The sequence below is a fragment of the Leptothrix discophora genome (assembly GCF_030705305.1).
Taxonomy (GTDB): domain Bacteria; phylum Pseudomonadota; class Gammaproteobacteria; order Burkholderiales; family Burkholderiaceae_C; genus Sphaerotilus; species Sphaerotilus discophorus.
In genome coordinates this window covers 114,124-141,077 of the sequence record NZ_JAUZEE010000007.1, presented here as the reverse complement: position 1 = coordinate 141,077, position 26,954 = coordinate 114,124, and the positions used below count along the sequence as shown (strand labels likewise).

The 26,954-nt window shown below is 70.5% G+C and carries 26 protein-coding genes; 7 read left to right on the top strand and 19 right to left on the bottom strand.

The annotated features are described in order from the left end of the window. Positions 1-7: 7 nt before the first annotated feature. From Q8X39_RS14160 to glpD, 5 genes are read right to left on the bottom strand one after another with little or no spacing between them, the layout of a single operon-like run. Positions 8-820 carry a carbohydrate ABC transporter permease gene (locus tag Q8X39_RS14160; RefSeq protein WP_305750327.1) on the bottom strand — a complete coding sequence of 271 codons (813 nt, stop codon included), beginning with the start codon at positions 818-820 and terminating at the stop codon, positions 8-10. Continuing rightward, a complete protein-coding gene (locus tag Q8X39_RS14155) occupies positions 813-1,697 on the bottom strand; it encodes a carbohydrate ABC transporter permease (RefSeq protein ID WP_305750326.1) in 885 nt (294 codons plus the stop codon). The genes Q8X39_RS14160 and Q8X39_RS14155 overlap by 8 nt, the downstream gene beginning before the upstream one ends. Next, positions 1,694-2,776, bottom strand: a complete 1,083-nt coding sequence (locus Q8X39_RS14150; RefSeq protein ID WP_305750325.1) for an ABC transporter ATP-binding protein — start codon at positions 2,774-2,776, stop codon at positions 1,694-1,696. The genes Q8X39_RS14155 and Q8X39_RS14150 overlap by 4 nt, the downstream gene beginning before the upstream one ends. 1 nt (position 2,777) lies before the next feature. Then, entirely contained in the window at positions 2,778-3,896 is a 1,119-nt protein-coding gene (locus Q8X39_RS14145; protein WP_305750324.1) for an ABC transporter ATP-binding protein, read from the bottom strand. Further along, positions 3,896-5,584, bottom strand: coding sequence for a glycerol-3-phosphate dehydrogenase (gene glpD / locus Q8X39_RS14140; RefSeq protein WP_305750323.1), 1,689 nt, complete (start codon positions 5,582-5,584; stop codon positions 3,896-3,898). Before glpD ends, Q8X39_RS14145 begins: the two co-directional genes overlap by 1 nt. Positions 5,585-5,723: 139 nt before the next feature. On the opposite strand from glpD, the gene Q8X39_RS14135 reads away from it, so the two are divergent. From Q8X39_RS14135 to Q8X39_RS14110, 6 genes are all read left to right on the top strand, one after another. Beyond that, positions 5,724-6,494 (top strand): DeoR/GlpR family DNA-binding transcription regulator, encoded by a 771-nt coding sequence (locus Q8X39_RS14135; RefSeq protein ID WP_305750322.1) that lies wholly within the window; start codon positions 5,724-5,726, stop codon positions 6,492-6,494. Positions 6,495-6,535: 41 nt separating this feature from the next. Then, on the top strand, positions 6,536-8,032 hold the full coding sequence (glpK, locus tag Q8X39_RS14130; protein WP_305750321.1) for a glycerol kinase GlpK: 1,497 nt from the start codon (positions 6,536-6,538) through the stop codon (positions 8,030-8,032). Between the two features lie 123 nt (positions 8,033-8,155). After that, the gene (locus tag Q8X39_RS14125; protein WP_305750320.1) at positions 8,156-8,539 is read left to right on the top strand and encodes a response regulator transcription factor; all 384 of its coding nucleotides are present in this window, start codon (positions 8,156-8,158) and stop codon (positions 8,537-8,539) included. Positions 8,540-8,687: 148 nt separating this feature from the next. Next, complete coding sequence (locus Q8X39_RS14120) at positions 8,688-9,578, top strand: phosphate/phosphite/phosphonate ABC transporter substrate-binding protein (RefSeq protein WP_305750319.1); 891 nt, start codon at positions 8,688-8,690, stop codon at positions 9,576-9,578. A gap of 29 nt (positions 9,579-9,607) precedes the next feature. Beyond that, the gene (locus tag Q8X39_RS14115; protein ID WP_305750318.1) at positions 9,608-11,617 is read left to right on the top strand and encodes a sensor histidine kinase; all 2,010 of its coding nucleotides are present in this window, start codon (positions 9,608-9,610) and stop codon (positions 11,615-11,617) included. A 17-nt stretch (positions 11,618-11,634) separates the two neighbouring features. Then, on the top strand, positions 11,635-12,009 hold the full coding sequence (locus tag Q8X39_RS14110) for a response regulator transcription factor (RefSeq protein ID WP_305750317.1): 375 nt from the start codon (positions 11,635-11,637) through the stop codon (positions 12,007-12,009). A gap of 203 nt (positions 12,010-12,212) precedes the next feature. Here the strand turns inward: Q8X39_RS14110 and Q8X39_RS14105 are convergent, their stop codons facing one another. The 9 genes from Q8X39_RS14105 to Q8X39_RS14065 all read right to left on the bottom strand — a co-directional run bounded on the left by Q8X39_RS14105 (position 12,213) and on the right by Q8X39_RS14065 (position 20,719). Next, positions 12,213-13,340: an acyl-CoA dehydrogenase family protein gene (locus tag Q8X39_RS14105; RefSeq protein ID WP_305750316.1), complete on the bottom strand. Its 1,128-nt coding sequence runs from the start codon at positions 13,338-13,340 to the stop codon at positions 12,213-12,215. Positions 13,341-13,428: 88 nt separating this feature from the next. Beyond that, entirely contained in the window at positions 13,429-14,142 is a 714-nt protein-coding gene (locus tag Q8X39_RS14100) for an SDR family oxidoreductase (RefSeq protein WP_305750315.1), read from the bottom strand. Positions 14,143-14,146: 4 nt separating this feature from the next. Beyond that, positions 14,147-15,274 (bottom strand): histidinol-phosphate transaminase, encoded by a 1,128-nt coding sequence (gene hisC / locus Q8X39_RS14095; protein ID WP_305750314.1) that lies wholly within the window; start codon positions 15,272-15,274, stop codon positions 14,147-14,149. 52 nt (positions 15,275-15,326) lie between these two features. Further along, the gene (locus Q8X39_RS14090; protein WP_305750313.1) at positions 15,327-15,986 is read right to left on the bottom strand and encodes a LysE family translocator; all 660 of its coding nucleotides are present in this window, start codon (positions 15,984-15,986) and stop codon (positions 15,327-15,329) included. A 13-nt stretch (positions 15,987-15,999) separates the two neighbouring features. Continuing rightward, positions 16,000-17,187, bottom strand: a complete 1,188-nt coding sequence (locus Q8X39_RS14085; protein WP_305750312.1) for an acetyl-CoA C-acyltransferase — start codon at positions 17,185-17,187, stop codon at positions 16,000-16,002. Positions 17,188-17,239: 52 nt separating this feature from the next. Continuing rightward, positions 17,240-19,066 (bottom strand): bifunctional isocitrate dehydrogenase kinase/phosphatase, encoded by a 1,827-nt coding sequence (aceK, locus tag Q8X39_RS14080; RefSeq protein ID WP_305750311.1) that lies wholly within the window; start codon positions 19,064-19,066, stop codon positions 17,240-17,242. Continuing rightward, entirely contained in the window at positions 19,066-19,764 is a 699-nt protein-coding gene (gene can, locus Q8X39_RS14075; RefSeq protein WP_305750310.1) for a carbonate dehydratase, read from the bottom strand. The genes aceK and can overlap by 1 nt, the downstream gene beginning before the upstream one ends. Before the next feature lie 48 nt (positions 19,765-19,812). Continuing rightward, positions 19,813-20,277: a PaaI family thioesterase gene (locus tag Q8X39_RS14070; protein WP_305750309.1), complete on the bottom strand. Its 465-nt coding sequence runs from the start codon at positions 20,275-20,277 to the stop codon at positions 19,813-19,815. Between the two features lie 19 nt (positions 20,278-20,296). Beyond that, positions 20,297-20,719: a MerR family transcriptional regulator gene (locus Q8X39_RS14065; RefSeq protein ID WP_305750308.1), complete on the bottom strand. Its 423-nt coding sequence runs from the start codon at positions 20,717-20,719 to the stop codon at positions 20,297-20,299. 129 nt (positions 20,720-20,848) lie between these two features. Here Q8X39_RS14065 and Q8X39_RS14060 point away from each other — a divergent pair, with 129 nt between their 5' ends. Beyond that, positions 20,849-21,925: an MBL fold metallo-hydrolase gene (locus tag Q8X39_RS14060; RefSeq protein WP_305750307.1), complete on the top strand. Its 1,077-nt coding sequence runs from the start codon at positions 20,849-20,851 to the stop codon at positions 21,923-21,925. A 6-nt stretch (positions 21,926-21,931) separates the two neighbouring features. Here Q8X39_RS14060 and Q8X39_RS14055 read toward each other — a convergent pair whose 3' ends face one another. The 5 genes from Q8X39_RS14055 to Q8X39_RS14035 form a co-directional block, all read right to left on the bottom strand. Next, the gene (locus tag Q8X39_RS14055; protein ID WP_305750306.1) at positions 21,932-22,702 is read right to left on the bottom strand and encodes a ParA family protein; all 771 of its coding nucleotides are present in this window, start codon (positions 22,700-22,702) and stop codon (positions 21,932-21,934) included. Positions 22,703-22,763: 61 nt separating this feature from the next. Continuing rightward, the gene (locus tag Q8X39_RS14050; RefSeq protein WP_305750305.1) at positions 22,764-23,375 is read right to left on the bottom strand and encodes a LysE family transporter; all 612 of its coding nucleotides are present in this window, start codon (positions 23,373-23,375) and stop codon (positions 22,764-22,766) included. Between the two features lie 122 nt (positions 23,376-23,497). Then, on the bottom strand, positions 23,498-24,154 hold the full coding sequence (rsmG, locus tag Q8X39_RS14045; protein WP_305750304.1) for a 16S rRNA (guanine(527)-N(7))-methyltransferase RsmG: 657 nt from the start codon (positions 24,152-24,154) through the stop codon (positions 23,498-23,500). After that, complete coding sequence (gene mnmG / locus Q8X39_RS14040) at positions 24,144-26,174, bottom strand: tRNA uridine-5-carboxymethylaminomethyl(34) synthesis enzyme MnmG (protein ID WP_305750303.1); 2,031 nt, start codon at positions 26,172-26,174, stop codon at positions 24,144-24,146. Before mnmG ends, rsmG begins: the two co-directional genes overlap by 11 nt. A 212-nt stretch (positions 26,175-26,386) precedes the next feature. Further along, positions 26,387-26,917, bottom strand: coding sequence for a M48 metallopeptidase family protein (locus Q8X39_RS14035; protein ID WP_305750302.1), 531 nt, complete (start codon positions 26,915-26,917; stop codon positions 26,387-26,389). Positions 26,918-26,954: the final 37 nt, after the last annotated feature.

Here is a 26,954-nt window from a genome sequence, read left to right as displayed (position 1 = left end):
ATTCCTTTCAGACCCGGCCCATCGCAAAGCCTTTTGCGATGTAGTGGCGGACGAACCAGATGACGATGGCGCCGGGCACGATGGTCAGCACCCCGGCGGCGGCGAGCGTGGCCCAGTCCATGCCGGAGGCGCTGACGGTGCGTGTCATCGTCGCGACGATGGGCTTGGCGTTGACGCTGGTCAGCGTGCGCGCCAGCAGCAGCTCGACCCAGCTGAACATGAAGCAGAAGAAGGCCGCCACGCCGACGCCCGCCTTGATCAGCGGCAGGAAGATCGTCACGAAGAAGCGCGGGAAGGAATAGCCGTCGATGTAGGCGGTCTCGTCGATCTCGCGCGGGATGCCGCTCATGAAGCCTTCCAGGATCCATACCGCCAGCGGCACGTTGAACACGAGGTGCGCCAGCGCCACGGCCAGGTGCGTGTCCATCAGGCCGACGGTGGTGTAGAGCTGGAAGAAGGGCAGCAGGAAGACCGCCGGCGGCGTCATGCGGTTGGTCAGCAGCCAGAAGAAGACGTGCTTGTCGCCCAGGAAGCTGTAGCGGCTGAAGGCATAGGCGGCCGGCAGCGCCACGCCCACCGAGATCACCGTGTTGATGGCCACGTAGATCAGGCTGTTGATGTAGCCCGAATACCAGGACACGTCGGTGAAGATGGTCCGGTAGTTGGCCCAGGTGAAGTGCTGCGGCCAGAGCGAGAAGCTCGAGACGATCTCCTCGTTGGTCTTGAAGGACATCATCGTCATCCAGTAGATCGGCAGGATGGCGAAGACGATGTAGGCGAACAGGAAGAGCGTCCGCTTCTGGAAGGGCTGCTTAGTCATGGGTGCCTTCCTTCTCGGCCTGGCCGACCCGCTGCATCCAGTTGTAGAGGATGAAGCACAGCAGCAGGATGATGAGGAAGTAGATCAGCGAGAAGGCCGCGGCCGGGCCGAGGTCGAACTGGCCGACCGCCTTCTGCGTCAGGTACTGGCTGAGGAAGGTGGTCGCGTTGCCCGGACCTCCGCCGGTCAGCACGAAGGGCTCGGTGTAGATCATGAAGCTGTCCATGAAGCGCAGCAGCACCGCGATCATCAGCACGCCGCGCATCTTGGGCAGCTGGATGTAGCGGAACACCGCGAGCTTGCTGGCGCCGTCGATGCGGGCGGCCTGGTAGTAGGCATCGGGGATGGAGCGCAGCCCGGCATAGCACAGCAGCGCGACCAGCGGGGTCCAGTGCCAGACGTCCATCACCAGCACCGTGACCCAGGCATGGGTGGCGTTGCCGGTGTAGCTGTAGTCGAAGCCCAGGGCCTGCAGCGCGGCGCCGAGCAGGCCGATGTCGGCGCGGCCGTAGATCTGCCAGATCGTGCCGACCACGTTCCACGGGATCAGCAGCGACAGCGCGACGATCACCAGCGTGGCCGAGGCCTTCCAGCCCTGCGCCGGCATCGACAGCGCCAGGCCGATGCCCAGCGGGATCTCGACGGCCAGCACCGACAGCGAGTAGGTCAGCTGGCGCCACAGCGCGGCATGCAGCTCCTCGTCGCGCATCACGGCGGCGAACCATTCGGTGCCGACGAAGACCCGCCGCTCCGGCGAGATGATGTCCTGCACGGAGTAGTTCACGACCGTCATCAGCGGCAGCACCGCCGAGAAGGCCACGCACAGGAACACCGGCAGGATCAGGAACCAGGCTTTCTGGTTGACGGGCTTGTTCATGCGACGAGGGCCTCGTTCTGGTTGTAGAAGCAGCTGTGCGGGCCCAGCACCTGCAGCCACAGCGGCTGGCCCGGCGCCGGCACCTCGGCATCGACGCCCAGACGGGCCTTGACCTCGTGCGGGCCGATGCGCGCGGTCAGCAGCCACCAGGTGCCGATGTCCTGCACCTTGACGACCTCGGCCGGCACGCTGCCGTCGGCCTGCGGCGCGCAGGGCACCAGGTACTCGGGCCGCACGCCCAGCAGCAGCTCGCCCTCGGGCAGCGTGGCCATGTCGGCCGGCAGGCTCAGCGCGTGAGCCTCCAGACGGACCTCGCGGCCGCTGCTGCGCACCGGCAGGAAGTTCATGCCCGGCGAGCCGATGAAGTGGCCGACGAAACGGTGCGCCGGGCGCTCGAACAGCGCATCGGGCGAACCCAGCTGCACCACCCGGCCGCGCGTCATCACGACCACCTGCTCGGCGAAGGTCAGGGCCTCGACCTGGTCATGGGTGACGTAGATCAGCGTCAGCTTGAGCTCGCGGTGGATCTGCTTGAGCTTGCGCCGCAGCTGCCACTTCAGGTGCGGGTCGATGACGGTCAGCGGCTCGTCGAACAGCACCGCGCTGACGTCCGAGCGGACCAGGCCGCGACCCAGCGAGATCTTCTGCTTCTGGTCGGCCGACAGGCCGGCCGCGCGCTGGTCGAGCTGGTGACTCATCTCCAGCATCTCGGCGATCTGGCCGACGCGCTGGCGGATCTGGGCCTCCGGCACGCGCCGGTTGCGCAGCGGGAAGGCGAGGTTCTCGGCCACGGTCATCGTGTCGTAGATGACCGGGAACTGGAACACCTGGGCGATGTTGCGCTGCTGCGGCGTGGCGCGGGTCATGTCCACGCCGTCGAAGGTCACCCGGCCCTGCGAGGGCACCAGCAGGCCCGACATGATGTTGAGCATGGTGGTCTTGCCGCAGCCCGAGGGGCCGAGCAGCGCGTAGGCGCCGCCGTCCTCGAAGCTCATCTTCAGCGGCAGCAGCGCGTAGTCGCTGTCCTGCGCCGGATTCGGGCGGTAGCTGTGCGCCAGGTCGAGGTCGATTCGGGCCATCTCAGTGTCCTTGCGCGGTGCGTCGCGGCGGTGCCAGCAGCAGCTCGCCACGGCCGTCGAAGACGTGGACCTGGCGCGGGTTCAGGTGCAGCGTGATCGCGCTGCCGAGCTCGAAGTCGTGCACGCCGGTCAGCTGCGCGACCAGCTCGCCGGCCAGCGTGGCCACGTGCACGAAGGTGTCGGAGCCCGACAGCTCGGCCAGCTCGACCTGGCCGGGAATGGCGATGTCGCCGGGCCGGGCCTGCAGCCGCAGCGCGCTGGCGCGCACGCCCACCGTCAGCGCATGGGCCGAGGCGCCATGCCCGCCGTTCATCACCACGCCGGCCGGCAGGCTGCGCGGCAGGTCCAGCGCCAGCACGGCACCGCCGGCCAGGCGCACGCCGCCGTCCTGCGCCTCGGCGGCGATCAGGTTCATCGGCGGGTCGCTGAAGGCACGGGCCACCCGGATCGACGCCGGTGCGTGGAAGACGTCGGCGGTCGGGCCGTACTGCAGCAGCTCGCCGGCATCCATGACGGCGGTCCAGCCGCCCAGCAGCAGGGCCTCGCCGGGTTCGGTGGTGGCGTAGATGACGGTCGAGTCGCCGACCGCGAACAGCGCAGCCAGCTCCTCGCGCAGTTCCTCGCGCAGCTTGTAGTCGAGGTTGACCAGCGGCTCGTCGAGCAGCATCAGCGGCGCGTTCTTGGCCAGCGCGCGGGCCAGCGCGACGCGCTGCTGCTGGCCACCGGACAGCTCGGCCGGCAGGCGCGGCAGGAAGGGCTCGATGTGCAGCCGGGCGGCGATCTCGCGCACCCGGGCGTCGATGCCGCGTTCGCCGCGCAGCTTCAGGGGCGAGGCGATGTTGTCGTGGACCGTGAACGACGGGTAGTTGATGAACTGCTGATAAACCATCGCGACGTTGCGCTCGCGCACCGGCAGGCCGGTGACGTCGACGCCGTCGACCCGGACCCTTCCGGTGGTGGGCACGTCCAGGCCGGCCATGATGCGCATCAGGCTGGTCTTGCCGGCCTGGGTGGCGCCCAGCAGCACGGTGACCGCGCCGGGCTGCGGCTGCAGGTCCATCGCGTAGAGGTGATCGGACGGGCCAACCTTGCGGCTGATGCCCTCCAGCGCCAGTTTCATCAGGCAGCCTTTCTGGATGCGGGGGAAGTCGGGGCGCAGGGATGCGCGGCCAGCCAGTCGGCCACCGCCGCGCGCTGTGCGGCGTCGAGGTGCAGGCCCAGCTTGGAGCGCCGCCACAGCACGTCGCTGGCGTCCACGGCCCATTCGGTGCGTTGCAGGAAGCGCAGCTCGGCTTCGTGCAGGCCGGGGGCGACCTCGGTGCCCAGGTCGGCGAGCGACGTGGCCGGACCGATCAGGCCGTCGATGCGACTGCCGTAGGCGCGCGCCAGGCGGTGCGCCAGCTCGGCCGGCAGCCAGGGATGGCGCTGCCTCACGGCCTGCACGAAGCGGGCGAAGTCGGTGTCGGGACGCTGCGGCCGGCCGATCCAGCCGGACAGGTCGCCGCCGGGCAGCGCCGCGTCGCGGGTCCAGGCCGGGCGGTGCTCGCCGAGCATGCGGCCGATCTCGCCGGCGGCGTCCTCGGCCAGCTTGCGGAAGGTGGTGATCTTGCCGCCCCAGACGCTCAGCAGCGGCGCGGCCTCGGTGCTCGATTCGAGCAGGTAGTCGCGCGTGACGGCCGATGGGTCGCCCGAGGCATCGTCCAGCAGCGGCCGCACGCCGCTGTAGTGCCAGACCACGTCGGCCGGCGTGACCGGCTGGCGCAGGTAGCGCGTGGCCTGGGCGCAGAGGTAGGCGATCTCGTCGTCGTCGATGCTCGCGCCGGCCGGGTCGGCGCCGGGCAGTTCGACGTCGGTCGTGCCGATCAGCGTGAAGTCGCGCTCGTAGGGGATGGCGAAGATGATGCGCTTGTCGGGGTTCTGGAAGATGTACGCATGCGGCGCGGCCGGGTCATGCGCGAAGCGGCTGCGCACCACGATGTGGCTGCCCTTGACCAGGCGCAGGTGCTTGGTCGCCAGCGCCTCGCCGCCGGCCGGCCGGGCCACGCCGCGCAGGAAGGACTCGGCCCAGGGCCCAGCGGCGTTGACCAGCGCGCGGGCCCGCAGCGTGCGCCGGGTGCCGTCGGCGGCTTGCAGGGTGACGTTCCAGCCGCTGGCGTCGCGCTCGGCACCGACGCAGCGGGTGCGGGTGTGGATGCGCGCGCCATGGGCCTGCGCGTCGAGCGCGTTGAGCACCACCAGCCGGGCGTCGTCGACCCAGCCGTCCGAGTAGATGAAGCCGCGCCGGTACTGCGGCTGCAGCGCCTCGCCGGCCAGGTGGCGGCGCAGGTCCACGCCGGTCGAGCCCGGCAGCACCTCGCGGCGCGCCAGGTGGTCGTAGAGGAACAGGCCCAGCCGGATCAGCCAGGCCGGCCGCAGCAGGCTGCCCTCGGGCTGCAGCGGCATCACGAAGCGCAGCGGCCACATGATGTGCGGGGCGCTGCGCAGCAGCACCTCGCGCTCCTGCAGCGCCTTGCGCACGAGGTTGAACTCGTAGTACTCGAGGTAGCGCAGGCCGCCGTGGATCAGCTTGGTCGACGAGGACGAGGTGTGCGAGGCCAGGTCGTCGGCCTCGACCAGCGTGACGCGCCAGCCGCGCCCGGCCAGGTCGCGGGCGATGCCGCAGCCGTTGATGCCGCCGCCTACCACGAGCACGTCGCAGCCCGACGGGTCGTCGCGGCTCGGGACATCGGTGGCGGGCGGGGCGGATGCGGTCGGGCGGCTCAAGGTCGGGGGCTCCGGAACGGTCGGCGGCGGGCGATGGGATGGCATCGGGTGGAGGGCGTTGCAAAGGTTCGAATTGTGTTCGTTTGCGTTCGCTTTTTTTCTTTGTAGTCGCCAGGCAGGTTCGTGTCATCACCGGAAATACCCGCAAGTCTGTTCATTTCGGGTTCGGCTAGGCTCGCGACCCATGAATCCGAATCCCCGTCAGGCCGATCTGCTGGCCGAGGTCCGTGCGCGTGGATCGGCCACGGTGGAGGCGCTGGCCGACCGTTTCGGCGTCACGCTGCAGACCGTCCGGCGCGACGTGAAGCTGCTGGCCGAGGCCGGCCTGCTGTCGCGCTTCCATGGCGGCGTGCGCCTGCCCGGGTCGACCACCGAGAACATCGCCTACCGCCAGCGCCAGGCCCTGCATGCGGACGGCAAGCAGCGCATCGCGCGGGCCGTCGCGCAGGCGGTGCCGGCCGGCAGCTCGCTGTTCATGAACATCGGCACGACGGTCGAGGCGGTGGCTCACGAGCTGATCCAGCACCGTGGCCTGCGCGTCATCACCAACAACCTGAACGTCGCCGGCATCCTGGCCGACAACCCGGACTGCGAGGTCATCGTCACCGGCGGCCTGCTGCGCGCGCGCGACCGCGGCCTGATCGGCGAGGCGACGGTCGACTTCATCCGCCAGTTCAAGGTCGACATCGCGGTGATCGGCATCTCCGGCATCGAGGCCGACGGCACGCTGCGCGATTTCGACTTCCGCGAGGTCAAGGTCTCGCAGGCCATCGTGGCGCAGTCGCGCGAGGTCTGGCTGGCGGCCGACGCGAGCAAGTTCAACCGGCCGGCGATGGTCGAGCTGGGCCGGCTGGCCGACCTCGACCGCGTCTACACCGACGCCCAGCCGCCTGCGCCCTATGCGCAGCTGCTGGCCGAGGTCGACGTGCCGCTGTTCGTCGCGGCGGCGGGCTGAGCCTGCTCACCCTTCCTCCCCATCCCTGACCGGAGTCCGCCATGGCCTTCCTGCTCGCCCTTGACCAGGGCACCTCCAGTTCGCGCAGCATCGTCTTCGACGCGCACGGCCACATCGTCGCGATGGCGCAGCGCGAGTTCCGCCAGATCTACCCGCAGCCCGGCTGGGTCGAGCACGACCCGTTCGAGATCTGGCAGAGCCAGCTCGACACCGCCCGCGAGGCGCTGGTCAAGGCCGGGCTGACGGCGCGCGACATCCGCGCCATCGGCATCACCAACCAGCGCGAGACCACGCTGGTCTGGAACCGCCGCACCGGCCAGCCCATCCACCACGCCATCGTCTGGCAGGACCGGCGCGGCGAGCCGACCTGCGCCCGGCTGCGCGAACAGGGCCTGGGCGAGGCCTTCCAGCGCAGCACCGGGCTGAAGATCGATGCCTATTTCTCGGCTACCAAGATCCGCTGGATCCTCGACCACGTGGCCGGCGCGCGCGAGGCGGCCGAACGCGGCGAGCTGGCCTTCGGCACGGTCGACAGCTGGCTGATGTGGCAGCTGACCGGAGGGCGGGTGCATGCGACCGACGTCACCAACGCGTCGCGCACGATGCTGTTCGACATCCGCCAGCAGCAGTGGGACCCGGCGCTGCTGGCGTACCTGCAGGTGCCCGACAGCCTGCTGCCGCAGGTCCTGCCGTCCAGCCATGTCTACGGCGAGACCGACCCGGCGCTGTTCGGCACCGCCCTGCCGATCGCGGGCGTGGCCGGCGACCAGCAGAGCGCGCTGTTCGGCCAGGCCTGCTTCAAGGCCGGGCTGGCCAAGAACACCTACGGCACGGGCTGCTTCATGCTGATGCACACCGGCGCGCAGTTCCAGCCTTCGCACAACGGCCTGCTGACGACGGCGGCGGCGCAGACGGCCGGCAGCCCGGCCCAGTACGCGTTTGAAGGCAGTGTCTTCATCGGTGGGGCGGTGGTGCAGTGGCTCAGGGACGGCCTGCGCGCCATCCAGTCCAGCAGCGAGGTTCAGTCGCTGGCCGAGAGCGTGCCAGATGCCGGCGGCGTGATGTTCGTGCCGGCCTTCACCGGCCTGGGCGCGCCCTACTGGGATGCGCAGGCGCGCGGCGCCATCGTCGGCCTGACGCGCGGCAGCACGGTGGCGCACATCGCGCGGGCGGCGCTGGAGTCGATCGCCTTCCAGAGCGCCGCGCTGCTGCAGGCCATGGGCCGCGACGCGGTGGCCGCCGGCGGGGCGCCGGTCAGCGAGCTGCGGGTGGACGGCGGGGCCTGCGTCAACGACCTGCTGATGCAGATCCAGGCCGACCTGCTGGGCATCCCGGTGGTGCGCCCGCAGGTGATCGAGACCACCGCGCTGGGGGCGGCCTACCTGGCCGGACTGGCCACCGGTGTCTGGCGCGACACCGACGAGCTGGCGGGCCACTGGCGCGCTGAACGCACCTTCGTGCCGACGCTGCCGCGCGACCGCGCCGAGGAACGCCTGGCGCTGTGGGACCGCGCGGTGCGACAAACCACCGCGACCTGAGCCGCAGCCGGCGCGGTGCCGGGCCGGCCACTCAAGTTCAGCATCGTCCGTCCGACATCCGGGAGGTAGACCCCCGCTGGTGGAGCCCCGTCGGGGCGCGGAGGGGGCGTTGACGGTGGACCGATGAAGATCCTGATCGTTGAAGACCAGGCCGACCTGCGCCAGCTCATGCAGATGACGCTGGGCCTGGACGACCACGAACTGCACGAGGCCGCCGATGCCCAGGCCGGCTGGGACGCGGCCCTGGCGCAGCGGCCTGACCTGGTGCTGCTGGACATCATGATGCCGGGCACGATGGACGGGCTGGACCTGTGTCGCCGCCTCAAGGCCGACCCGCGCACCGCGGCCATGAAGGTCGTGCTGGTCAGCGCGCGCGGTCACCGCAACGACATGCAGATCGGCCTGGACGCCGGTGCCGACGACTACCTGCTCAAGCCCTACAGCCCGTTGCGCCTGGTCGAGGTGGTGGAGGCCATGGCGCCGGCGACGCCGGCCCGATCGGCCTGAACTTCCCGGCCGTTCTGCCGGATTGGGCCGTGATCCCCGCACGATTCTTGATCTCGGGACCGCACGAGACTTCGTAGACTTTCGCTTCGGTTCCTTGCGAACCCCTTGCTGCCCTGCGCTGCCCTGCGCCTGTCCTGGAGCCGCCTCGATGATCGACTTTCTTGCCCGCGGCCTGTCGGCCGTCCGCCGCCGCGCCGGCCTGATCCTGTCGGCCCTTGCCGCGACGTCCGGCCTGCTGGGCATGGCGCCCGCACGGGCCCAGGAGGGCGATGTCTACCGCTTCTCGCCGGTCAACCAGTACGGCATCGCGGTCACCGCCGCCTACTGGAATCCGATCATGGCCTACGTGTCCGAGAAGAGCGGCGTGAAGCTGCAGCTCAAGATCGGCCGCACCTCGGCGGACACCACCGCCTACGTGCTGGCGCAGGAGGTCGAGTTCATCTTCAGCAACCACCTCTTCAGCCCCGAGCGCGAGGGGCTGGGCTGGAAGGTCTTCGGACGCCGCCTGACGCCGCCGGTACACAGCCAGATCCTCGTGCCGATCGAGTCGCCGATCACCGAGCTGGGCCAGCTCGCCGGCAAGGAAGTGGCCTTTCCCGGCCCCGAGGCGCTGGTCGCCTACAAGTTCGCGGCCGCGCAGCTGATGACCCGCAAGATCGACTTCAAGACCGTCTTCGGCGGCAACATGGACGGCGCCTTCGGGCAGCTGTTCAGCGGCAAGGCGGCGGCTGTCGGGGCCAACTCGCAACTGGCCGAGGGCTACACCCGCCGCGAAGGCCGCAAGTTCCGCGTGCTGTGGCAGTCACAGCCGCTGCACGACCTGGCGCTGATGTCGGCCTCCAAGGTGCCCGACAAGGTCCAGAAGGCCGTTGCGGCCGCCTTTCTCGGCATGCACGCCGACCCGAAGGGCCGCGCGGTGCTGACCCAGGCCTCGGCCCAGGTCGGGCTGGGCGAGGAGGCCTACTTCATCGCCTCCGACGGCAGCGAGTACGCCGGCTACCGGGACTTCTACCGCAACGCGCCGGCCAGCCTGCGCTGAGTGGCCGTGCCCGAGCCGAGCTTGCCGTGATGCGCCTGCGCCTGCGTCTGCCGCTCCGGCTGCTGCCCCGTTCGCTGGTCGGGCGCGTGTTCGCGCTCTACACGGTGACGCTGCTGGCCTTCGTCGCCCTCGGGCTGGCGCTGTTCTACCGCTACCAGCTCAGCGTCGAGCTGGAGGAAGCCCAGCTGCGCGCCGACGCGCTCAGCGCGGTGATCCAGCCGGCCGTCACCGACAGCGCGGTGATCGGCGACTACGACACCATCCACCGCACGCTCGAAAGCGCGGTGCATCACCCGTCGTTCGCCTCGGCGTCCTACATCGACCTGGCCGGCGGCGTCGTCAAGGCGACCCGCAACGACCCGCCGCTGGTGGCCCCGCCGGCCTGGCTGGTCGAGACGGTGCAATCGCGCCTGTACGACACCAACATGACGATCCGCGTGGGCGGGCGCGACTACGGCGTGCTGCGCCTGGGCTTCGCGGCCGAGCGCATCGCCGGCGCGCTGTGGCAGCAGACCCGCATCGCGCTGGCGCTGGGCCTGCTGGGCGTCGTCGGCGGCCTGCTGCTGATCCGCTGGCCGCTGGTGCGCTGGCTGGGCAAGCTCAACCGCGTGCACGACTTCGACCAGGCCATGCGCCCGGACGGCGCGCCGCTGCCCATCCCGAGCGCCGAGGACGCGCCGCTCGAGTTCCGCGAGACCTTCGAGGTGCTGGGCCGCGCCGCCGCCAGCGTGCGCGGCCAGCGCGAGCAGGCCGCCGTCTCGCTGGAGGCGCTGCGCCGCGTGCTGGAGGACCTGACGCCCGGCATGCCCGCGACCGCCGCCTCGGCCCCGGACGACCTCGCCGCCATCTCGCTGATGATTTCCGAGCTGGTGAGGCGCCTGCGCGAGCGGGGCGCGCAGCTCGATGCCATCTTCGCGCTGAGTGCCGACGGCTTCGTCTCCTTCGACGCTCGCGGCCACGTCAACTACGTCAGCCCGGCCTTCACGCTGCTGACCGGCCAGCCCGAGACCGAGCTGCTGGGCTGCGACGAACGCGCGGTCGAGCGGCTGCTCAACGGCCTGGTCGACGGTCCGATGGGCTGGCGCGGCTTCCAGGCCATGCGCCAGGCCGCCGCGGTCGTGCCGGCGACGGACGCGGACCCGGCAAACCGGCCGGCCGAGGCGGCGCCGGCGCGTGACCGCATCGAGACCCGCCGGCCGGTGCGGCGCACGCTGGAGGTCGCGCTGCGGGTCGGCGACGGGCAGGTGATCTCGCAGGTGCTGTCGCTGCGCGACGTCACGCACGAGAGCCTGGTCGACCAGATGAAGAGCGAGTTCCTGTCGACCGCCGCGCATGAGCTGCGCACGCCGATGGCGAGCATCTTCGGCTTCGTCGAGCTGCTGATCCGCCGCAAGATGACGCCCGAGAAGCAGGCCGACGTGCTCGAGACCATCCACCGCCAGAGCGCGCGGATGATCGCCATCATCAACGAGCTGCTGGACCTCGCCCGCATCGAGGCCCGGCGTGGCCAGGACTTCGTGCTGGAGACGCTGGACCTGAACGCGCTGCTGCCCGAGGTGCTGCACGACTTCAAGCCGCCGCAGGAGCGCGAGCCGCCCGGCTTCGCGCTGCTGCCGGCGCCGGTCTGGGTCCGCATCGACCGCAACAAGCTCACGCAGGCGGTGGTCAACGTGCTGTCCAACGCCTACAAGTACTCGCCCGACGGCGGTGCCGTCCACCTGCGCGTGCTGCGCGAGCCCGGCGTCGACGGCCGGCCCGGCCGGGTCGGCATCGAGGTGCGCGACGCCGGCATCGGCATGAGCGCCGATCAGCTGGCCCGCGTCAGCGAACGCTTCTACCGCGCCGACGCCAGCGGCAACATCGCCGGCACCGGCCTGGGCATGAGCATCGTCAAGGAGATCATCGAGCTGCTCGGTGGCACCCTCGCACTGGCCAGCGTGCCGGGGCAGGGCACGACGGTGACGCTGTGGCTGCCGCGTGCGGCCGCGCCCCGCCAGCCTGGCCACGCCAGCAGCGACTTCCTGTCGCTGGGCGCCTGAACCCACCGATCCGAACCGTGGCCCGCATCCTTGTCATCGAAGACGTCGCCGCCATCCGCCGGCTGATCCGCTGGAGCCTCGAACCCGAAGGTCACCAGATCGTCGAGGCCCCGGACGCCCGCCGCGGCCTGCTGGCACTGCGCGACGGCCTGCCCGACGTCATCGTGCTGGACGTGATGCTGCCCGGCGAGATCGACGGCTACACGCTCTGCCGCACGCTCAAGTCGCAGCCCCGCTGGGCCCACATCCCCGTGCTGCTGCTGACCTCGCTCGGCAGCGACCGCGACCGCGCCACCGGCGAGGCAGCCGGCGCCGTCGCCCACCTCACCAAGCCCTTCGTCCCGATGGAACTGGTCGAGGTCGTGGAGGCCCTGCTGCTGCCGGCGGCTTGACGCACGCGTGCCACCTGGCGTGGGTTCAGAGGGCGCGCGGGCCGAGCGCCGGGCCGCCCCAAGCCGGCCCGATCCCCCCGGGGGATCGCCTGGCGTACCCGCCGAGCGAGGGGCGAACATGTTCACGGGCCGAGCGCCGGGCCGCCCCAAGCCGGCCCGATCCCCCCGGGGGATCGCCTGGCGTACCCGCCGGGCGAGGGGCCCTATAGCCCTCGTCCGATCAGGATGCGCTGCACGTCGCTCGTGCCCTCGTAGATCTGGCAGACCCGCACGTCGCGGTAGATGCGCTCGACCGGGAAGTCGCTGACGTAGCCGTAGCCGCCGAAGGTCTGGATCGCGGCCGAGCAGACCTTCTCGGCCATCTCGCTGGCGAACAGCTTGGCCATCGCCGCTTCCTTCAGGCAGGGCAGGCCGGCGTCCTTCAGGCTGGCGGCGTGCCAGATCAGCTGGCGCGCGGCCTCGATCTGCATGGCCATGTCGGCCAGCCGGAACTGCACCGCCTGGTGGTTGAAGATCGCCGTGCCGAAGGCGACGCGGTCGCGGCTGTAGGCCAGCGCGGCCTCGAAGGCTGCCCGCGCCATGCCCACGCTCTGGCTGGCGATGCCGATGCGGCCGCCTTCCAGGCCCGACAGCGCGATCTTCAGGCCCATGCCCTCCTCGCCCAGCCGGTAGGCGGCCGGCACGCGGCAGTTCTCGAACAGGATCTGCGCGGTGTCGCTGCTGTGCTGGCCCATCTTGTCCTCCAGCCGCGCCACCGTGTAGCCGGGCGTGGCCGTGGGCACGAGGAAGGCGCTGATGCCCTTCTTGCCGGCGGCCTTGTCGGTCACCGCCATGACGATGGCGACGTCGCCATGCTTGCCGCTGGTGATGAACTGCTTGACGCCGTCGAGCACGTAGTCGTCGCCGTCCCGCCGCGCGGTGGTCTTCAGGCCGCCGGCCTCCGAGCCGACGTGCGGCTCGGTCAGGCAGAACGCGCCGAGCATCTCGCCACGCGCCAGCGGCCGGAGGAACTGCGCCTTCTGGGCCTCGTTGCCGAAGGCCATCAGGATCGAGCAGACCGGGCAGTTGTTGACGCTGATGACGGTGGAGGTGCCGCCGTCGCCGGCCGCGATCTCCTCAAGGATCACGGCCAGCGCGAGGTAGTCCAGCCCCGCGCCGTCCCACTCGGCGGGCACCGCGACGCCGTAGCAGCCCAGCGCGGCCAGGCCCTGGAGCGCCTCGGCCGGGAAGGTGTGCTCGCGGTCCCATTGCGCCGCATGCGGCGCGACCTGGTCCTGCACATAGGCGCGCACGGCATCCTGCACGGCACGGTGGTCTTCACTCAGCAGCATCGGTGTCTCCGGGGTGCGTTGTCGTCGTCAAGATCGAGGGCGGGTCGGTCGTGCCCGGACAGGCTCATGCGATGAGCCTGCCGCAGCCTCACCAGGGCAGCACGCCGCCGTCGTGGTTGAACAGGCCGCCGTTGTCGGCCGGCGTCAGGCTGTCGAGCAGGCGGCGCAGGTCGGCGGCGCTCTCGGCGGGTTCGAGCTGGCCGCCCGGTCCGCCCATCGCGGTGCGGACCCAGCCTGGGTGCGCGGCGATGCAGATGGCGCGGCCGGCCAGCGCCAGCGCGACGTCCTTGAGCACCGAGTTCAGCGCCGCCTTCGAGGCGCTGTAGAGCCAGCTGCCCGGCCCCTGCCGGCCGCCGATCGAGGCCAGCGTCGAGCTCATCACCAGCAGCCGCGCGTCCGCTGCGAGTGCATCGACCAGCTGCGGGATCACCTGCATCGGGCCGAGCACGTTGGCATGCATCACCGCGTCGAAGTCGTCCACCGACGGGCTGTCGAGCGTGCGCAGGCGCGGGCCGAACACGCCGGCGTTGACGAACACGCGGTCGAAGCCGGCGCCGTCGAGCTGCCAGGCCAGGGTCGCGACGCTGGCCGGCAGGGTCACGTCGAGCTTGATCGCGCGCGCGCCGAGCTGGCCCAGCGTCATCAGGCCGGACTCGTCGCGGGCGGTGGCCACGACCTGCTCGCCGGCGGCGACCGCCTGCTGTGCCAGCGCCAGGCCGATGCCGCGCGAGGCGCCGATCACGAGGGTGCGCAGCGCGCGGCTGCGCGGGGAGGGCGGGGAGTAGGTGGGGGAACTGCTCATGTCGTCATCCTTGAGGGCGGAGGATCTCGCGCAGCGCCGCGACCAGCGCGTCGCATTGCGCCGGCGTGCCGATGGTGATGCGCAGCCGGTCGGCGATGCGCTCGGGCCGGCTGAAGTGGCGCACGATGATGGCCCGCTCGCGCAGCGCGCGCGCCAGCGCGGCGGCGTCGTGCTGCGGGTGGGCCGCGAAGACGAAGTTGGCTTGCGAGGGCAGCACGTCGAAGCCGAGCCCGGCCAGCTCGGCGGTCAGCTTCTCGCGGCTGTCGATGACGGCGCGGCAGGCCCGCTCGAACCAGTCCGCATCTTCCAGCGCGGCCTGGGCGCCGACCAGCGCGAGGCGGTCCAGCGGATAGGAGTTGAAGCTGTCCTTGACCCGCACCAGTGCCTCGATCAGCTCGGCCTGGCCGAAGGCGCAGCCCACCCGCAGGCCGGCCAGCGCGCGCGACTTCGACAGCGTATGAACCACCAGCAGGTTGGGGTGGGCGGCGATCAGCGGCAGGGCCGACTCGGCGCCGAAGTCGACATAGGCCTCGTCGACCACGACCACCGTGTCGGGCAGGGCGCGCAGCAGGCGCTCGACCTCGGCCCGCGCCACGCCGCTGCCGGTCGGCGCGTTGGGGTTGGGGAAGATCACGCCGCCAGCATCGTGCGCGCGGGCAGCGGCGATCAGGTCGTCGACGTTGAGCTGCAGGCGATCGTCCAGCGCGACGGTCTGCGGCGTGATGCCGTAGAGCCGGCAGTAGGTCGGGTAGAAGCTGTAGGTGATGTCGGGGAACAGCAGCGGTCGCGCCGTGCCGTCGGCGCGGCGGTGGTTCAGCAGCGCCTGGAAGGCATGGGCCAGCACCTCGTCCGAGCCGTTGCCGACGAAGACCTGCACCGCGTCCAGCCCGTGCAGCCGGGCCAGCGTGGCGCGCAGCGCCGAGGCGGTCGGATCGGGGTAGAGCCGCAGCCGCTCGCCGCTGGCCTGGCCCGCCTCGCCGGCCAGCTCGGCCGCGATCGCGGCGGCCACGCGCGGGCTGGGTGGCCAGGGGTGCTCGTTGGTGTTGAGCTTGATGAGCTGGGCGATCTTCGGCTGCTCGCCCGGGACATAGGGGCTCAGCGTGTGAACCAGCGGACTCCAGTAACGGCTCATCGGGTCTCGGTCGGGAAGGTGGGAAAGGAAACGGTTCGGGCGGGGCAGGTGATCAGGGCCGTGGCGTCAGCGCCAGCCGCGCCGCCAGGCCCAGGAACAGCAGGCCCGACAGGCCGCCCAGCGTGCGCCGCACCGCCGTGCCCGGCTGCCAGCGTCGCAAGGGCGCGACCGCCAGCACCAGCACGGTCAGGAAGACGGCGCTCTGCAGCACGAACCAGGCGCCGAGCGCGAGGAAGGCCAGCGTCTTGTGCGGCGCGTCGGCGGCGATGAACTGCGGCAGCAGCGCGAGGAAGAAGATCGCGACCTTCGGGTTCAGCACGTTGGTCAGCAGGCCCTGGCGGAACAGCCGGCCGGCCGGCATGGCCGTGGCGATCGGCGGTTCCGTCGACGGCGGATGGCCCGGCGCCGGCCCGCGCCGCAGCACGCCACGCCACGCCGTCAGCCCCAGCCACAGCAGGTAGACCGCGCCGGCCCACTTCACCGCCCCGAACGCCGCCGCCGACGTCGCCATCAGCGCCGCCAGCCCGAAGGCCGCGCCGACCGCATGCACGACGCAACCGGCCGAGATCCCCGCCGCTCCCGCCAGCCCGCCGCGCACGCCGTGCTGCAGCGTGCGGGTGACCGTGAACAGCAGATCGACCCCCGGCGTGGCGTTGAGCACCAGCACGGTCAGGCTGAAGAGTGCGAGGTCCTGGAGGCCGAGCGGGGTCATGGCGGCGCGGGCCTCACAGCATCTCGACGGCCAGCGCGGTGGCCTCGCCGCCGCCGATGCACAGGCTGGCCATGCCGCGCGACAGGCCGCGCTTCTTCAGCGCGCCCAGCAGCGTGACGACGATGCGGGCACCGGAGGCGCCGATCGGGTGGCCCAGCGCGCAGGCGCCGCCGTGCACGTTGACGATGTCGTGCGGCAGCTCGAAGTCGGCCATCGCGGCCAGCGTCACGGCGGCGAAGGCCTCGTTGACTTCCCAGAGCTGCACGTCGGCGGGCGTCCAGCCGGCCTTGTCCAGCGCCTTGCGGATCGCGCCGGCCGGCGCGGTGCTGAACCAGGCCGGTTCCTGCGCATGGACCGCATGGCTCACGATCCGGGCCAGCGGCTGCAGGCCGCGGGCCTTCGCGGTCGAGGCGCGCATCAGCACCAGCGCGGCCGCGCCGTCGCTGATGCTGCTGGCGTTGGCGGCGGTGATGGTGCCGTCCTTGAGGAAGGCCGGCCGCAGGCTGCCGATCTTGTCGAGCCGGGCCTTGGCGGGCTGCTCGTCGTGGCGGATCACCGTGTCGCCACCGCGGCCGGCGACCGTCACCGGCGCGATTTCCCAGTCGAAGCTGCCGTCCTCGTTGGCGGTCTTGGCGCGGGTGGTGGAGGCGATGGCGTAGGCGTCCTGCTGCTCGCGGGTGAAACCATATTTCGCCACGCAGGCTTCGGCGAACACGCCCATGGCCTTGCCGCGCTCGTAGGCGTCCTCCAGCCCGTCCATCGCCATGTGGTCGAACATCTGGGCCGCGCCGTACTTGACGCCCTTGCGCGCGAACATCAGGTGCGGCGCATTGGTCATGCTCTCCATGCCACCGGCGACGACCACCTCGGCGCTGCCGGCCGCGAGCATGTCGTGGCCGAACATCATGGCGCGCATGCCCGAGCCGCACATCTTGCTGAGCGTGACCGCGCCGGCCGTCAGCGGCAGGCCGGCCTTCAGCGCCGCCTGGCGCGCCGGGGCCTGACCCTGGCCGGCCAGCAGGCAGTTGCCCATCAGCACCTCGTGGACGGCGCCACCGTCGATGCCGGCGCGCTGCACGGCGGCGGCGATCGCCACGCCGCCCAGCTCGGAGGCGCTCAGGCCGGCGAAGTCGCCCAGCAGGCCGCCGATCGGCGTGCGGGCGGCGGAGACGATGACGATCGGATCGGTCGGGATGGACATGGCGGGGACCTCGTGTGGATCGGTGGGGCGGGACGGCCGGCTTCGCGGGGCGTCAGTCGGCCGAGCGGCCGGCCTGCGCCAGGCTGTTGGTGTTGCGCGCGGCGCTGCCGTTGCGGTGGCTGATGAAGCGCTTGTCCTGCTCGTAGGGGAAGACGTCGTGCACGTGGCCGGCCAGGATGCGTTCCTTGTGGCCCTGCCAGAAGGCGGCGTCGAGCAGGTCGCCGTGGTGCCGCATGAAGACGTCGCGGACCGCGTGGTTGCCGAGCAGGAAGGGGCCGAAGGTCTCGGGGAAGACGTCCTTCGGGCCGACGCGATACCAGATCTCGCCGGACATCTCGTCCTCCTCGTTGCGAGGTGCGGGCACGCGGCGGAAGTTGCAGTCGGTGATGTACTCGATCTCGTCGTAGTCGTAGAAGACGACCTTGTTCTGCCGCATCACGCCGAAGTTCTTCCACAGCATGTCGCCGGGGAAGATGTTGGCCGCGACCAGGTCCTTGATCGCGTTGCCGTACTCGATCACCGCGTGTTCGAGCTGGCCCGGATCGGCTTCCTGCAGGTAGATGTTGAGCGGCACCATGCGGCGCTCGATGTAGACGTGCTTGAGGATGACCTCCTCCTCGCCGTCGCCGTCGCGGTCGGAGATCTCCAGCTGGCTGGGCGCGAACTTCCGGATCTCGTCGATGAGTTCCTGCTCGAAGCGCGAGCGCGGGAAGGCGACGTTGCTGAACTCCAGCGTGTCGGCCATGCGCCCGACCCGGTCGTGCTGCTTGACCAGCAGGTACTTGCTCTTGATCAGCTCGCGCGTGGTGTCCTTCTGCGGCGGGTAGTAGTCCTTGATGACCTTGAAGACGAACGGGTAGCTCGGCAGGTCGAACACCAGCATGACCATGCCCTTGATGCCGGGTGCGATGCGGAAGTGGTCGCTGCTGTGGCGCAGGTGGAACTGGAAGTCGCGGAAGAACAGCGTCTTGCCCTGCTTCTGCAGGCCCAGCGCGTTGTAGAGCTCGCTGCGCGGCTTGCGCGGCATCATCGAGCGCAGGAACTGCACGTAGGCCGAGGGCACCTCCATCTCGACCATGAAGTAGGCCCGCGCGAAGCTGAAGAGCATCTGCAGGTCGTCCTCGCCGAGCAGCATCGCATCGACGTAGAACTCGCCGTTGCCGTTGTGCAGGATCGGCAGCGCGAAGGGCGTCTCGCGGTAGCCGTTGAGGATCTTGCCGACGATGTAGGCGCCCTTGTTGCGGAAGAACAGCGAGGACAGAACCTGGAACTGGAAGTTGGTGCGCAGGCGCTCGTCGCCCAGCTCCTGGCGCATCACCGCGTCGATGTGGTCGATGTCGCGGTCGAAGTCTTCCCAGCGGCCCTTCAGGTCGAAGTAGCTCACGAGCTGAGCCAGCGTGTCGCGCAGCGTCTCGCGGGTCGGGTACCAGGCCCGGAAGGTCGGCTTGGCGGCGGGCTCGTTGTTCTCGATGTACTCGGTGCTGACGGCCGGCCGCACGAAGATGAAGTCGTTGTGGAAGTAGTCCCGGTGCAGGATCTTGGTGGTGACCGAGTTGAAGAAGGTCTCGGCCAGCTCGGGCTGGTGGTGGTTGGTCAGCAGGCCGATGTAATGCAGCTTGATCTGCTGCCAGACATCCATCGCCAGCGTGCCGGCCTTGAACTCGGTCTGCAGCCGGTCGGCCGCTTCCTGCACGCGGATGTCGTAGAACTCGATGCGTTCGCGCTGGGCGCGCTGCTGGCCGTGCCAGTCGGCGACCTCGAAACGGGCCTTGGCCTCGGCGCTGGTCTCGCGGAACAGCCGGTAGTGGCGGTTGAAGCCTTCGACCAGGGCGGTGGCGATGTCGAAGGCTCGGCTGTCGTTGAGCTGTTGCGGGAACATCAAACGGCTTTCTGCGGCGCGGGGTCCGGTGCGGGATCGGCGCTGACGTAGCGGGCCGTCAGCGAGGCGAGGGCGGCAGCGTAGGCCGGCTGGATATCGCCACCCTGACGGACCGTCATGCGCAGGTCCTGCAGCAGGCCGTTGTGCAGGCCGTAGACCCAGCCGTGCACGACCACCTCCTGGCCGCGCGCCCAGGCGTCCTGCACGGCGCTGGTGTGGCAGACGTTGAGCGACTGCTCCAGCACGTTCAGCTCGACCAGCGCGTTCAGGCGCAGCTCCGGCGCGATGCGTTCGAGCAGGCCCTGGTGCAGGTGGCGCACGTCCTTGACGTGGCGGATCCAGTTGTCGACCAGGCCCAGGCGCAGGTCGTTGAGCGCGGCCTTCACGCCGCCGCAGTTCGAATGGCCGACGACGATGATGTGCTGGACCTTCAGCCCGTCGACGGCGAACTGGATCACCGACAGCGCATTCATGTCCGAATGCACGACCACGTTGGCGACGTTGCGGTGCACGAACAGCTCGCCGGGCAGCAGCCCGACCAGCTCGTTGGCCGGCACGCGGCTGTCGGCGCAGCCGATCCACAGGTATTGCGGCGTCTGCTGTTCCAGCAGCTTGGAGAAGAAACCGGGCTCGCGCTGCTCGACCTTGCGGGCCCAGTTGCGGTTGCTGTCGAAGAGTTCTTGCAGTTCGGTGCTCATGGCCGGAATTGTTGCGCAGCCGCATGGCGCGGCGGACAGGGAAGGGGATCAGCCGCGCACGTCGTCGCGGCCGCTGACGGTCATCACGGTGGCGGTCATGGTGGCGACGACCTGGGTCTGCGCCGGGTCGCGCGGATGCGGCTGCAGGGCCTGGCCGTCGACCACGCTGATGGTCCGACCGGCCTTGGTGACGCGCCCGACCATGCGAATCACCGGCCCGCGCGCCGGCGCCAGCAGGTTGACCTTGAACTCGATGGTCAGCACGCCGGCGTCGGCCGGCATCAGGCTGGCGGCCGCGTAGCCGCAGGCCGAGTCCAGCGCGGTCGAGACGATGCCGGCGTGCACGAAGCCGTGCTGCTGGCAGATGCCGGGGCCGTGCGGCAGCTCGATCTCGACCTCGCCCGGCCGGACGGCCAGCAGCCGCGCGCCGATGGTCGTCATGGCGCTCTGGCGGGCGAAGGACGCGGTCACGCGCTCGGCGTAGGCGGGATCGGCGGGCTGGTGGCTGGACATGGGCGAGGGCCTTTCGGGTTCAGTCGATCGCTTCGGGCAGGTCGCCCGACTTGCCTTCGAGCATGCGCAGGCAGCGTTCCTCGTGCTGGGCGATCTCGGCCAGCGTGACCTGCAGGTCCTCCAGCTGCTGTTCGAGCTGGCTGCGGTGCTGGCGCAGGATGCCCAGGAAGGCCTGCAGCTGCTGGTGCGTGTCGTCGGGCGACTCGTACATGTCGACCAGCTGCTTGATCTCCTGCAGGCTCAGGCCCAGGCGCTTGCCGCGCAGCGTCAGCTTCAGGCGGGTCCGGTCGCGCAGGGTGTAGACGCGGTTGCGGCCGTCGCGGGCCGGCTCCAGCAGGCCGACGTCCTCGTAGAAGCGGATCGCGCGCGGCGTGATGTCGAACTCGCTGGACAGCTCGGTGATCGTGTAGGTGCGGGGCGCGTCGACAGGGGCGGAGGTCATGGGATCACGGTCCGGTCGGGGAGAGGGCACGCCAAGGGTGCGCTGGTTAAACTGCCGTTGACGTAAACGTCAATGCAAGTCTAACCCCGCGATCCGGCCGGTCGGCCGCATCCGACCGATGGAGTCCCGATGGCCAATCCGCTTGAACACCAGCTCGACTACGTCCTCGGCGACAGCGTCCCCGAACCGGGCCAGGCCATCACGCTGGCACCCGGCGTGCGCTGGATCCGCATGGGCCTGCCCTTCGCGCTGGACCACATCAACCTGTGGCTGCTGCGCGACCGGATCGACGGCCGCGAGGGCTGGACGGTGGTCGACTGCGGCATCACCAACGACCCGACCCAGCGGGCCTGGGAACAGGTCTTCGCCGAGCAGATGGACGGCCTGCCGGTGCTGCGCGTGATCGTCACCCACATGCACCCGGACCATATCGGGCTGGCGCACTGGCTGTGCGAGCGCTGGTCCACGCCCGAGCACGACTGCCGCCTCTGGATCAGCGGCACCGACTGGAACGCCGGCCGCATGGCCAGCCAGCAGACCACCGGCTACGGCGGCGAGGCGGCGGCGCGCTTCTTCGCGGCCCACGGGCTGACCGATCCGGACCGCCAGGCCAAGGTCCGCGCGCGGGGCAACTACTACGGCTCGATGGTGCCCAAGGTGCCGACCCAGTTCCGCCGCCTGATGGATGGGCAGGTGATCGAGATCGGCGGCCAGGCCTGGCGCTGCCTCGCCGGCCATGGCCATTCGCCCGAGCACATCAGCCTGCATGCGCCCGGCCTCGGCCTGATGATTTCCGGCGACATGGTGCTGCCGCGCATCTCGACCAACGTCAGCGTGATCGACCTGGAGCCCGAGGCCGATCCGCTGTCGCTCTACCTCGCCTCGCTGGACCGGCTGCGCGTGCTGCCGGCCGACACGCTGGTGCTGCCCTCGCACGGCAAGCCCTTCCGCGGCCTGCATGCACGCATCGACCAGCTGCATGGCCACCATGCGGAACGCCTGGCCGAGGTGCTGGAGGCCTGCGCCGCCGCGCCGCAGAGCGCGGCCGACGTGCTGCCGGTGCTGTTCAAGCGGGCGCTGGACCTGCACCAGACCACCTTCGCGATGGGCGAGTCGGTCGCCCACCTGCACCTGCTGTGGCTGTCCGGCCGGCTGGTCCGCAGCCGCGATGCGGACGGCGTCTGGCGCTTCGGACTGCCGGCCTGAGGAGGGTCAGAGCGTCTTGACGCGCTCGACCATCTCCTGCGCGAACTCGACGAAGGCCTGCGCGCCGCGCGAGGCCGGGTCGAACACGACGCCTGGCAGGCCATAGCTGGGCGCTTCGGCCAGGCGCACGTTGCGCGGGATCATGCTGTTGAAGACCTTGTCGCCGAAGTGCGCCTTGAGCTGCTCGCTGACCTGCTGCTGCAGCGTGATGCGCGGATCGAACATCACCCGCAGCAGGCCGATCAGCTGCAGGTCGCGGTTGAGGTTGGCGTGGACCTGCTTGATGGTGTTGACCAGGTCGGACAGGCCCTCAAGCGCGAAGTACTCGCACTGCATCGGCACGATCACGCCGTGGGCGCAGTTCAGGCCGTTGAGCGTCAGCAGGCTCAGCGAGGGCGGGCAGTCGATCAGCACGAAGTCGTAGTCGCCGATCGCGTCGGCCAGCGCGAGCTTGAGGCGGCGGTCGCGCTGCTCCAGGTTGACCAGCTCGATCTCGGCGCCGGCCAGCTCGCGGTTCGCGCCCAGCACGTCGTAGCCGGCCTTCTCGCTGGTCACGCGGGCCTCGCGCACGCCGGCACCGCCGATCAGCACGTCGTAGACGGTGGCCTTCAGGCTGCGCTTGTCGACGCCCGAGCCCATGGTCGCGTTGCCCTGCGGGTCGAGGTCGACCACCAGCACGCGCTGGCCGATGCGGGACAGCCCGGCGGCGAGGTTGACGGTGGTGGTCGTCTTGCCGACGCCGCCTTTCTGGTTGGCGATGCAGAAGATACGGGCCATGGGTGCGCGGTCTGGGGAACGGTGGTCGGAGGACGGAGGGCGGGGCAGGGGGTGGCGTGGCTCAGCGCACCATGCGCAGGCCGAAGCCGATCAGGCAGACGCCCGCGCCGCGCCGCAGCAGCATCGCCAGCCGGCGATGGGCGCGCACATGGCCGGCGATGCGTTCGGCGAAGGCGCACAGCGTCAGGCACCAGATCGCGGTGATCACGGCGATGGTGACGGCCATGGCCGCAAAGGTCGGCAGGCCGCGGTGGGTGGCCGGGTCGATGAAGAGCGGGAAGAAGGCCATGTAGAACACGATGGCCTTAGGGTTCAGCAGCGTGATCAGCAGCGCCTGGCGGAAGAAGTGGCTGGGGGCGATCCTGACCGGGCTGGCGTCCTCGCCGTCCTTGGCGAACAGCAGCTTGAAGCCCATCCAGGCCAGGTAGGCCGCGCCGGCCCAGCGCACCGCGTTGAACAGCCAGGGCGTCGCGGCCATCAGCGCGGCGACGCCGGCCACCGCGAGCCACAGCAGGACCTGGTCTCCTGCGATGACCCCGAAGGTCGCGGCGGCGCCGGCCCGGAAGCCGCCCTGGGCCGATGCGCCCAGGAGCGCGAAGGTGCCCGGACCGGGCAGGGCGAGGAAGACAACGATGGCGGCGCAGAAGGCGCCGAAGTCCGCGATGCCGAGCATGGAAGTTCTTTCGGGTGGCCGTGGAACAAAGCCGATCGAGCGTACCGCAGATGCCGGTCACGGCATCCGTCGAGAGCCTGCCCAAGCGCGACGGCGGGCCGGTGAGCCGGAGGACTGTTGCGTCAAACAGTCGCCGGACGCATCCAGATCAGGCAGCGCTCGGCGTCCAGATGCGGCACCTGGAGCTGTTCCACGTGAAACACCGACACGTCGACAGGCAGCGTGTCGATCTCGGCCTGCGGGTGCTGGCCCTTCATCGCCATCCAGCAGGCGCCGGGGGCGAGCAGGCTGCGCGTCAGCCGGACCAGGTCGGCGAGCGACGCGAAGGCCCGTGCGGTGATGACGTCATAAGGCGGCTCGCGCAGTTCCTCGACGCGGGCGTGGCGGGCCTGCAGGTTGGGCAGGCGCAGTTCCGCGCCGACCTGGCGGATGAAGGTCGCCTTCTTGCCCACGGTGTCCACGCAGGTCACGGCGACGTCCGGCTGCAGCACGGCGATGACCGCGCCCGGCAGGCCGCCACCGGAGCCCACGTCCAGAAGCCGGATCGGGCGCTCGCCCAGGCCCGCGCGATGGCGGTCCAGCGGAGCGAGCACGGACAGGCTGTCGAGCAGGTGCTGGACCAGCATCTGCTGCGGGTCGCGGATGGCGGTCAGGTTGTAGACCTGGTTCCAGCGCTGCAGCAGGGCCAGGTAGGCGAGCAGGGTGTCGGCCTGGGTCTCGGTGATGGGCGTGCCCAGCACCTCGGCGCCGGCCTGGAGGCGGTCGCGGTCAGCCGACATCGCTCGCCGTTTCTGCCGCCGTGGCTTCGGGGGCGTCGGTGGACAGGGCGGTGGGCGCGACCTTGTCGAAGCCCTTGTACTTGCCCTTCTTCAGGTGGACCAGCAGCAGCGAGATCGCGGCCGGCGTGATGCCGGAAACGCGCGAGGCCTGGCCCAGCGTCTCCGGCCGGTGCGTGGCCAGCTTCTGGCGGACCTCGAAGGACAGGGCGGTGACCTGTGCGTAGTCCAGCTCGGCCGGCAGCCGCAGGTGCTCGTAGTGGGCGGCGCGCTGGACCTCGTCGTTCTGCTTGTCGATGTAGCCGGCGTACTTGGTGGCGATTTCCAGCTGCTCGATCACCGCATCGGCCAGCTGCGCGCCGAGCCTGGCGGACAGCGTTTCACGTGAAACACGCTCGTCCGGCGCGGTGTGCGGGCGGGCGAGGGCGGCCACTTCGGCGACCGCGTCGTAGCCGACGCCAGGTCGGCGCAGCAGGTCGGCGAGGTTGTATTCCCGCTCCAGTGCCTTGCCCAGCAGCCGCTCGGCCTGGGCCGCTTCCAGGATGCCGGGGTGGACCCAGGTCGACTTCAGCCGCTCGGTCTCGCGCGCCAGCGCGTCGCGCTTGCGGTTGAAGGCGCCCCAGCGGGCGTCGTCGACCAGGCCGATCTGTCGGCCCAGCTCGGTCAGGCGCAGGTCGGCGTTGTCCTCGCGCAGTTGCAGGCGGAACTCGGCCCGGCTGGTGAACATGCGGTAAGGCTCGGTCACGCCCTTGGTGATCAGGTCATCGACCAGCACGCCGAGGTAGGCCTGGTCGCGGCGCAGCGTCAGCGGGCCTTCGCCGCGGGCCTGCAGCGCCGCGTTGGCGCCGGCATGCAGGCCCTGGGCGGCCGCTTCCTCGTAGCCGGTCGTGCCGTTGATCTGGCCGGCGAAGAACAGTCCGCCGATGGCCTTGGATTCGAAGGTCGCCCCCAGCTCGCGCGGGTCGAAGTAGTCGTATTCGATCGCGTAGCCGGGGCGCAGGATGTGCGCGTTCTCGAGGCCGGGCAGGGTGCGCACGGCGGCCAGCTGGATGTCGAAGGGCAACGAGGTCGAGATGCCGTTCGGGTAGAACTCGTTCGTCGTCAGGCCTTCGGGCTCCAGGAAGATCTGGTGGCTGTCCTTGTCGGCGAAGCGGTTGATCTTGTCCTCGATGCTGGGGCAGTAGCGCGGGCCGACGCCCTCGATCACGCCGGTGAACATCGGGCTGCGGTCGAAGCCGGTGCGCAGGATGGCGTGGGTCTGCTCGCTGGTGTGGGTGATCCAGCAGGGCACCTGGCGCGGGTGCTGGTCGGCGTTGCCGAGGAAGCTGAAGACGGGCACCGGGTCCAGGTCGCCGGGCTGTTCGGTCAGGCGGCTGAAGTCGATCGAGCGCCCGTCGATGCGCGGCGGCGTGCCGGTCTTCAAGCGTCCCTGGGGCAGCTTCAGCGCCTTGAGCCGACCCGACAGGCTGACGGCGGGCGGGTCGCCGGCCCGGCCGGCCGGGTAGTTGTTCAGGCCGACGTGGATCTTGCCGTCCAGGAAGGTGCCGGCCGTCAGCACGACGGTGCGGCTGCGGAAGCGGATGCCGACCTGGGTGACGGCGCCGACGACCCGGTCGCCCGACCCGGTGGACGCCACCATCAGGTCGTCCACGGCCTGCTGGAACAGCCACAAGTTGGGCTGGTTCTCCAGCCGGCGGCGGATCGCGGCCTTGTAGAGGATGCGGTCGGCCTGGGCGCGGGTCGCACGCACGGCGGGGCCCTTGCTGGAATTGAGGATGCGGAACTGGATGCCGGACTCGTCGGTCGCTGCGGCCATCGCGCCGCCGAGCGCATCGACTTCCTTGACGAGGTGGCCCTTGCCGATGCCACCGATCGACGGGTTGCAGCTCATCTGCCCCAGCGTCTCGATGTTGTGGGTCAGCAGCAGCGTGCGGGCGCCCATGCGTGCGGCGGCGAGCGCCGCCTCGGTGCCGGCGTGGCCGCCGCCGACCACGATCACGTCGAATTCCTGGGGATAGAGCATCTCGGCACCTTCTGGATGGGCCTTGCGGGAAGGCTGGGCAGCCGCAGACAGGCGGGCCGGCTTGTCGCACAAGCCGGGCGCCACGTCGGCCACCTCGGGGGAACCCGCGATTTTAGGGAGGGCCTGTGGACAAGTCACCCGCGCGGCCTTGCTGGCCGGCGGGCGACGCGTGCTGTTCCACGTGAAACAGCGCGCCGGCTGGCGTCACCGACTCAGTCGGTGCGCGGCGCCGCCTTGTCCAGTGCCAGCGCGACCAGGTGCAGGCGCAGGTCGAACTCCAGCTGGTGGTAGTCCGGCTCCATGTGGCAGCACAGGGCGTAGAAGGCGCGGTCGTGCTCGCGTTCGCGCAGGTGCGCCAGCTCGTGCACGACGATCATCTTCAGGAACTCGGGCGGCGCGTCGCGGAAGAGGGCGGCGATGCGGATCTCGCGCTTGGCCTTGAGCTGCGCGCCCTGCACCCGGGCGATGGTGGTGTGGGTGCCGAGCGCGTTCTGGATCACGTCCAGCCGGGCCGCATAGACCACCTTGGCCAGCGGTGGCGCACTCTTCAGGTAGCGCGACTTGAGCGCCTGGGTGTAGTCGTAGAGCGCGGCGTCGGTGCGCACCGCATGGCGCTCGGGGTAGCGGCGCGACAGCCGCTCGGCCAGCCCGCCCGACAGCGCCAGCGTGCGGACCTGATCGCGGACCGCGTCGCCGTAGCCGGCGATGAGGCGCAGCGCATGCTCGACGACGGTCGTGTCCATGGCCGATCGGTCGGACGTTGGGGGGGCGTGGGGTGGG

Bases quoted from the DNA above. Each gene is read 5' to 3' on its own strand.
- Q8X39_RS14065 (WP_305750308.1), bottom strand. From the start codon at position 20,719: ATGACCTCCGCCCCTGTCGACGCGCCCCGCACCTACACGATCACCGAG.
- Q8X39_RS14035 (WP_305750302.1), bottom strand. From the start codon at position 26,917: ATGGACACGACCGTCGTCGAGCATGCGCTGCGCCTCATCGCCGGCTAC.
- Q8X39_RS14145 (WP_305750324.1), bottom strand. From the start codon at position 3,896: ATGAAACTGGCGCTGGAGGGCATCAGCCGCAAGGTTGGCCCGTCCGAT.
- mnmG (WP_305750303.1), bottom strand. From the start codon at position 26,174: ATGCTCTATCCCCAGGAATTCGACGTGATCGTGGTCGGCGGCGGCCAC.
- Q8X39_RS14050 (WP_305750305.1), bottom strand. From the start codon at position 23,375: ATGCTCGGCATCGCGGACTTCGGCGCCTTCTGCGCCGCCATCGTTGTC.
- Q8X39_RS14135 (WP_305750322.1), top strand. From the start codon at position 5,724: ATGAATCCGAATCCCCGTCAGGCCGATCTGCTGGCCGAGGTCCGTGCG.
- glpD (WP_305750323.1), bottom strand. From the start codon at position 5,584: ATGCCATCCCATCGCCCGCCGCCGACCGTTCCGGAGCCCCCGACCTTG.
- aceK (WP_305750311.1), bottom strand. From the start codon at position 19,066: ATGTTCCCGCAACAGCTCAACGACAGCCGAGCCTTCGACATCGCCACC.
- hisC (WP_305750314.1), bottom strand. From the start codon at position 15,274: ATGAGCCGTTACTGGAGTCCGCTGGTTCACACGCTGAGCCCCTATGTC.
- rsmG (WP_305750304.1), bottom strand. From the start codon at position 24,154: ATGTCGGCTGACCGCGACCGCCTCCAGGCCGGCGCCGAGGTGCTGGGC.
- Q8X39_RS14155 (WP_305750326.1), bottom strand. From the start codon at position 1,697: ATGAACAAGCCCGTCAACCAGAAAGCCTGGTTCCTGATCCTGCCGGTG.
- Q8X39_RS14105 (WP_305750316.1), bottom strand. From the start codon at position 13,340: ATGCTGCTGAGTGAAGACCACCGTGCCGTGCAGGATGCCGTGCGCGCC.
- Q8X39_RS14070 (WP_305750309.1), bottom strand. From the start codon at position 20,277: ATGTCCAGCCACCAGCCCGCCGATCCCGCCTACGCCGAGCGCGTGACC.
- can (WP_305750310.1), bottom strand. From the start codon at position 19,764: ATGAGCACCGAACTGCAAGAACTCTTCGACAGCAACCGCAACTGGGCC.
- Q8X39_RS14055 (WP_305750306.1), bottom strand. From the start codon at position 22,702: ATGGCCCGTATCTTCTGCATCGCCAACCAGAAAGGCGGCGTCGGCAAG.
- Q8X39_RS14090 (WP_305750313.1), bottom strand. From the start codon at position 15,986: ATGACCCCGCTCGGCCTCCAGGACCTCGCACTCTTCAGCCTGACCGTG.
- Q8X39_RS14150 (WP_305750325.1), bottom strand. From the start codon at position 2,776: ATGGCCCGAATCGACCTCGACCTGGCGCACAGCTACCGCCCGAATCCG.
- Q8X39_RS14085 (WP_305750312.1), bottom strand. From the start codon at position 17,187: ATGTCCATCCCGACCGATCCGATCGTCATCGTCTCCGCCGCCCGCACG.
- Q8X39_RS14120 (WP_305750319.1), top strand. From the start codon at position 8,688: ATGATCGACTTTCTTGCCCGCGGCCTGTCGGCCGTCCGCCGCCGCGCC.
- Q8X39_RS14125 (WP_305750320.1), top strand. From the start codon at position 8,156: ATGAAGATCCTGATCGTTGAAGACCAGGCCGACCTGCGCCAGCTCATG.
- glpK (WP_305750321.1), top strand. From the start codon at position 6,536: ATGGCCTTCCTGCTCGCCCTTGACCAGGGCACCTCCAGTTCGCGCAGC.
- Q8X39_RS14060 (WP_305750307.1), top strand. From the start codon at position 20,849: ATGGCCAATCCGCTTGAACACCAGCTCGACTACGTCCTCGGCGACAGC.
- Q8X39_RS14115 (WP_305750318.1), top strand. From the start codon at position 9,608: ATGCGCCTGCGCCTGCGTCTGCCGCTCCGGCTGCTGCCCCGTTCGCTG.
- Q8X39_RS14160 (WP_305750327.1), bottom strand. From the start codon at position 820: ATGACTAAGCAGCCCTTCCAGAAGCGGACGCTCTTCCTGTTCGCCTAC.
- Q8X39_RS14100 (WP_305750315.1), bottom strand. From the start codon at position 14,142: ATGAGCAGTTCCCCCACCTACTCCCCGCCCTCCCCGCGCAGCCGCGCG.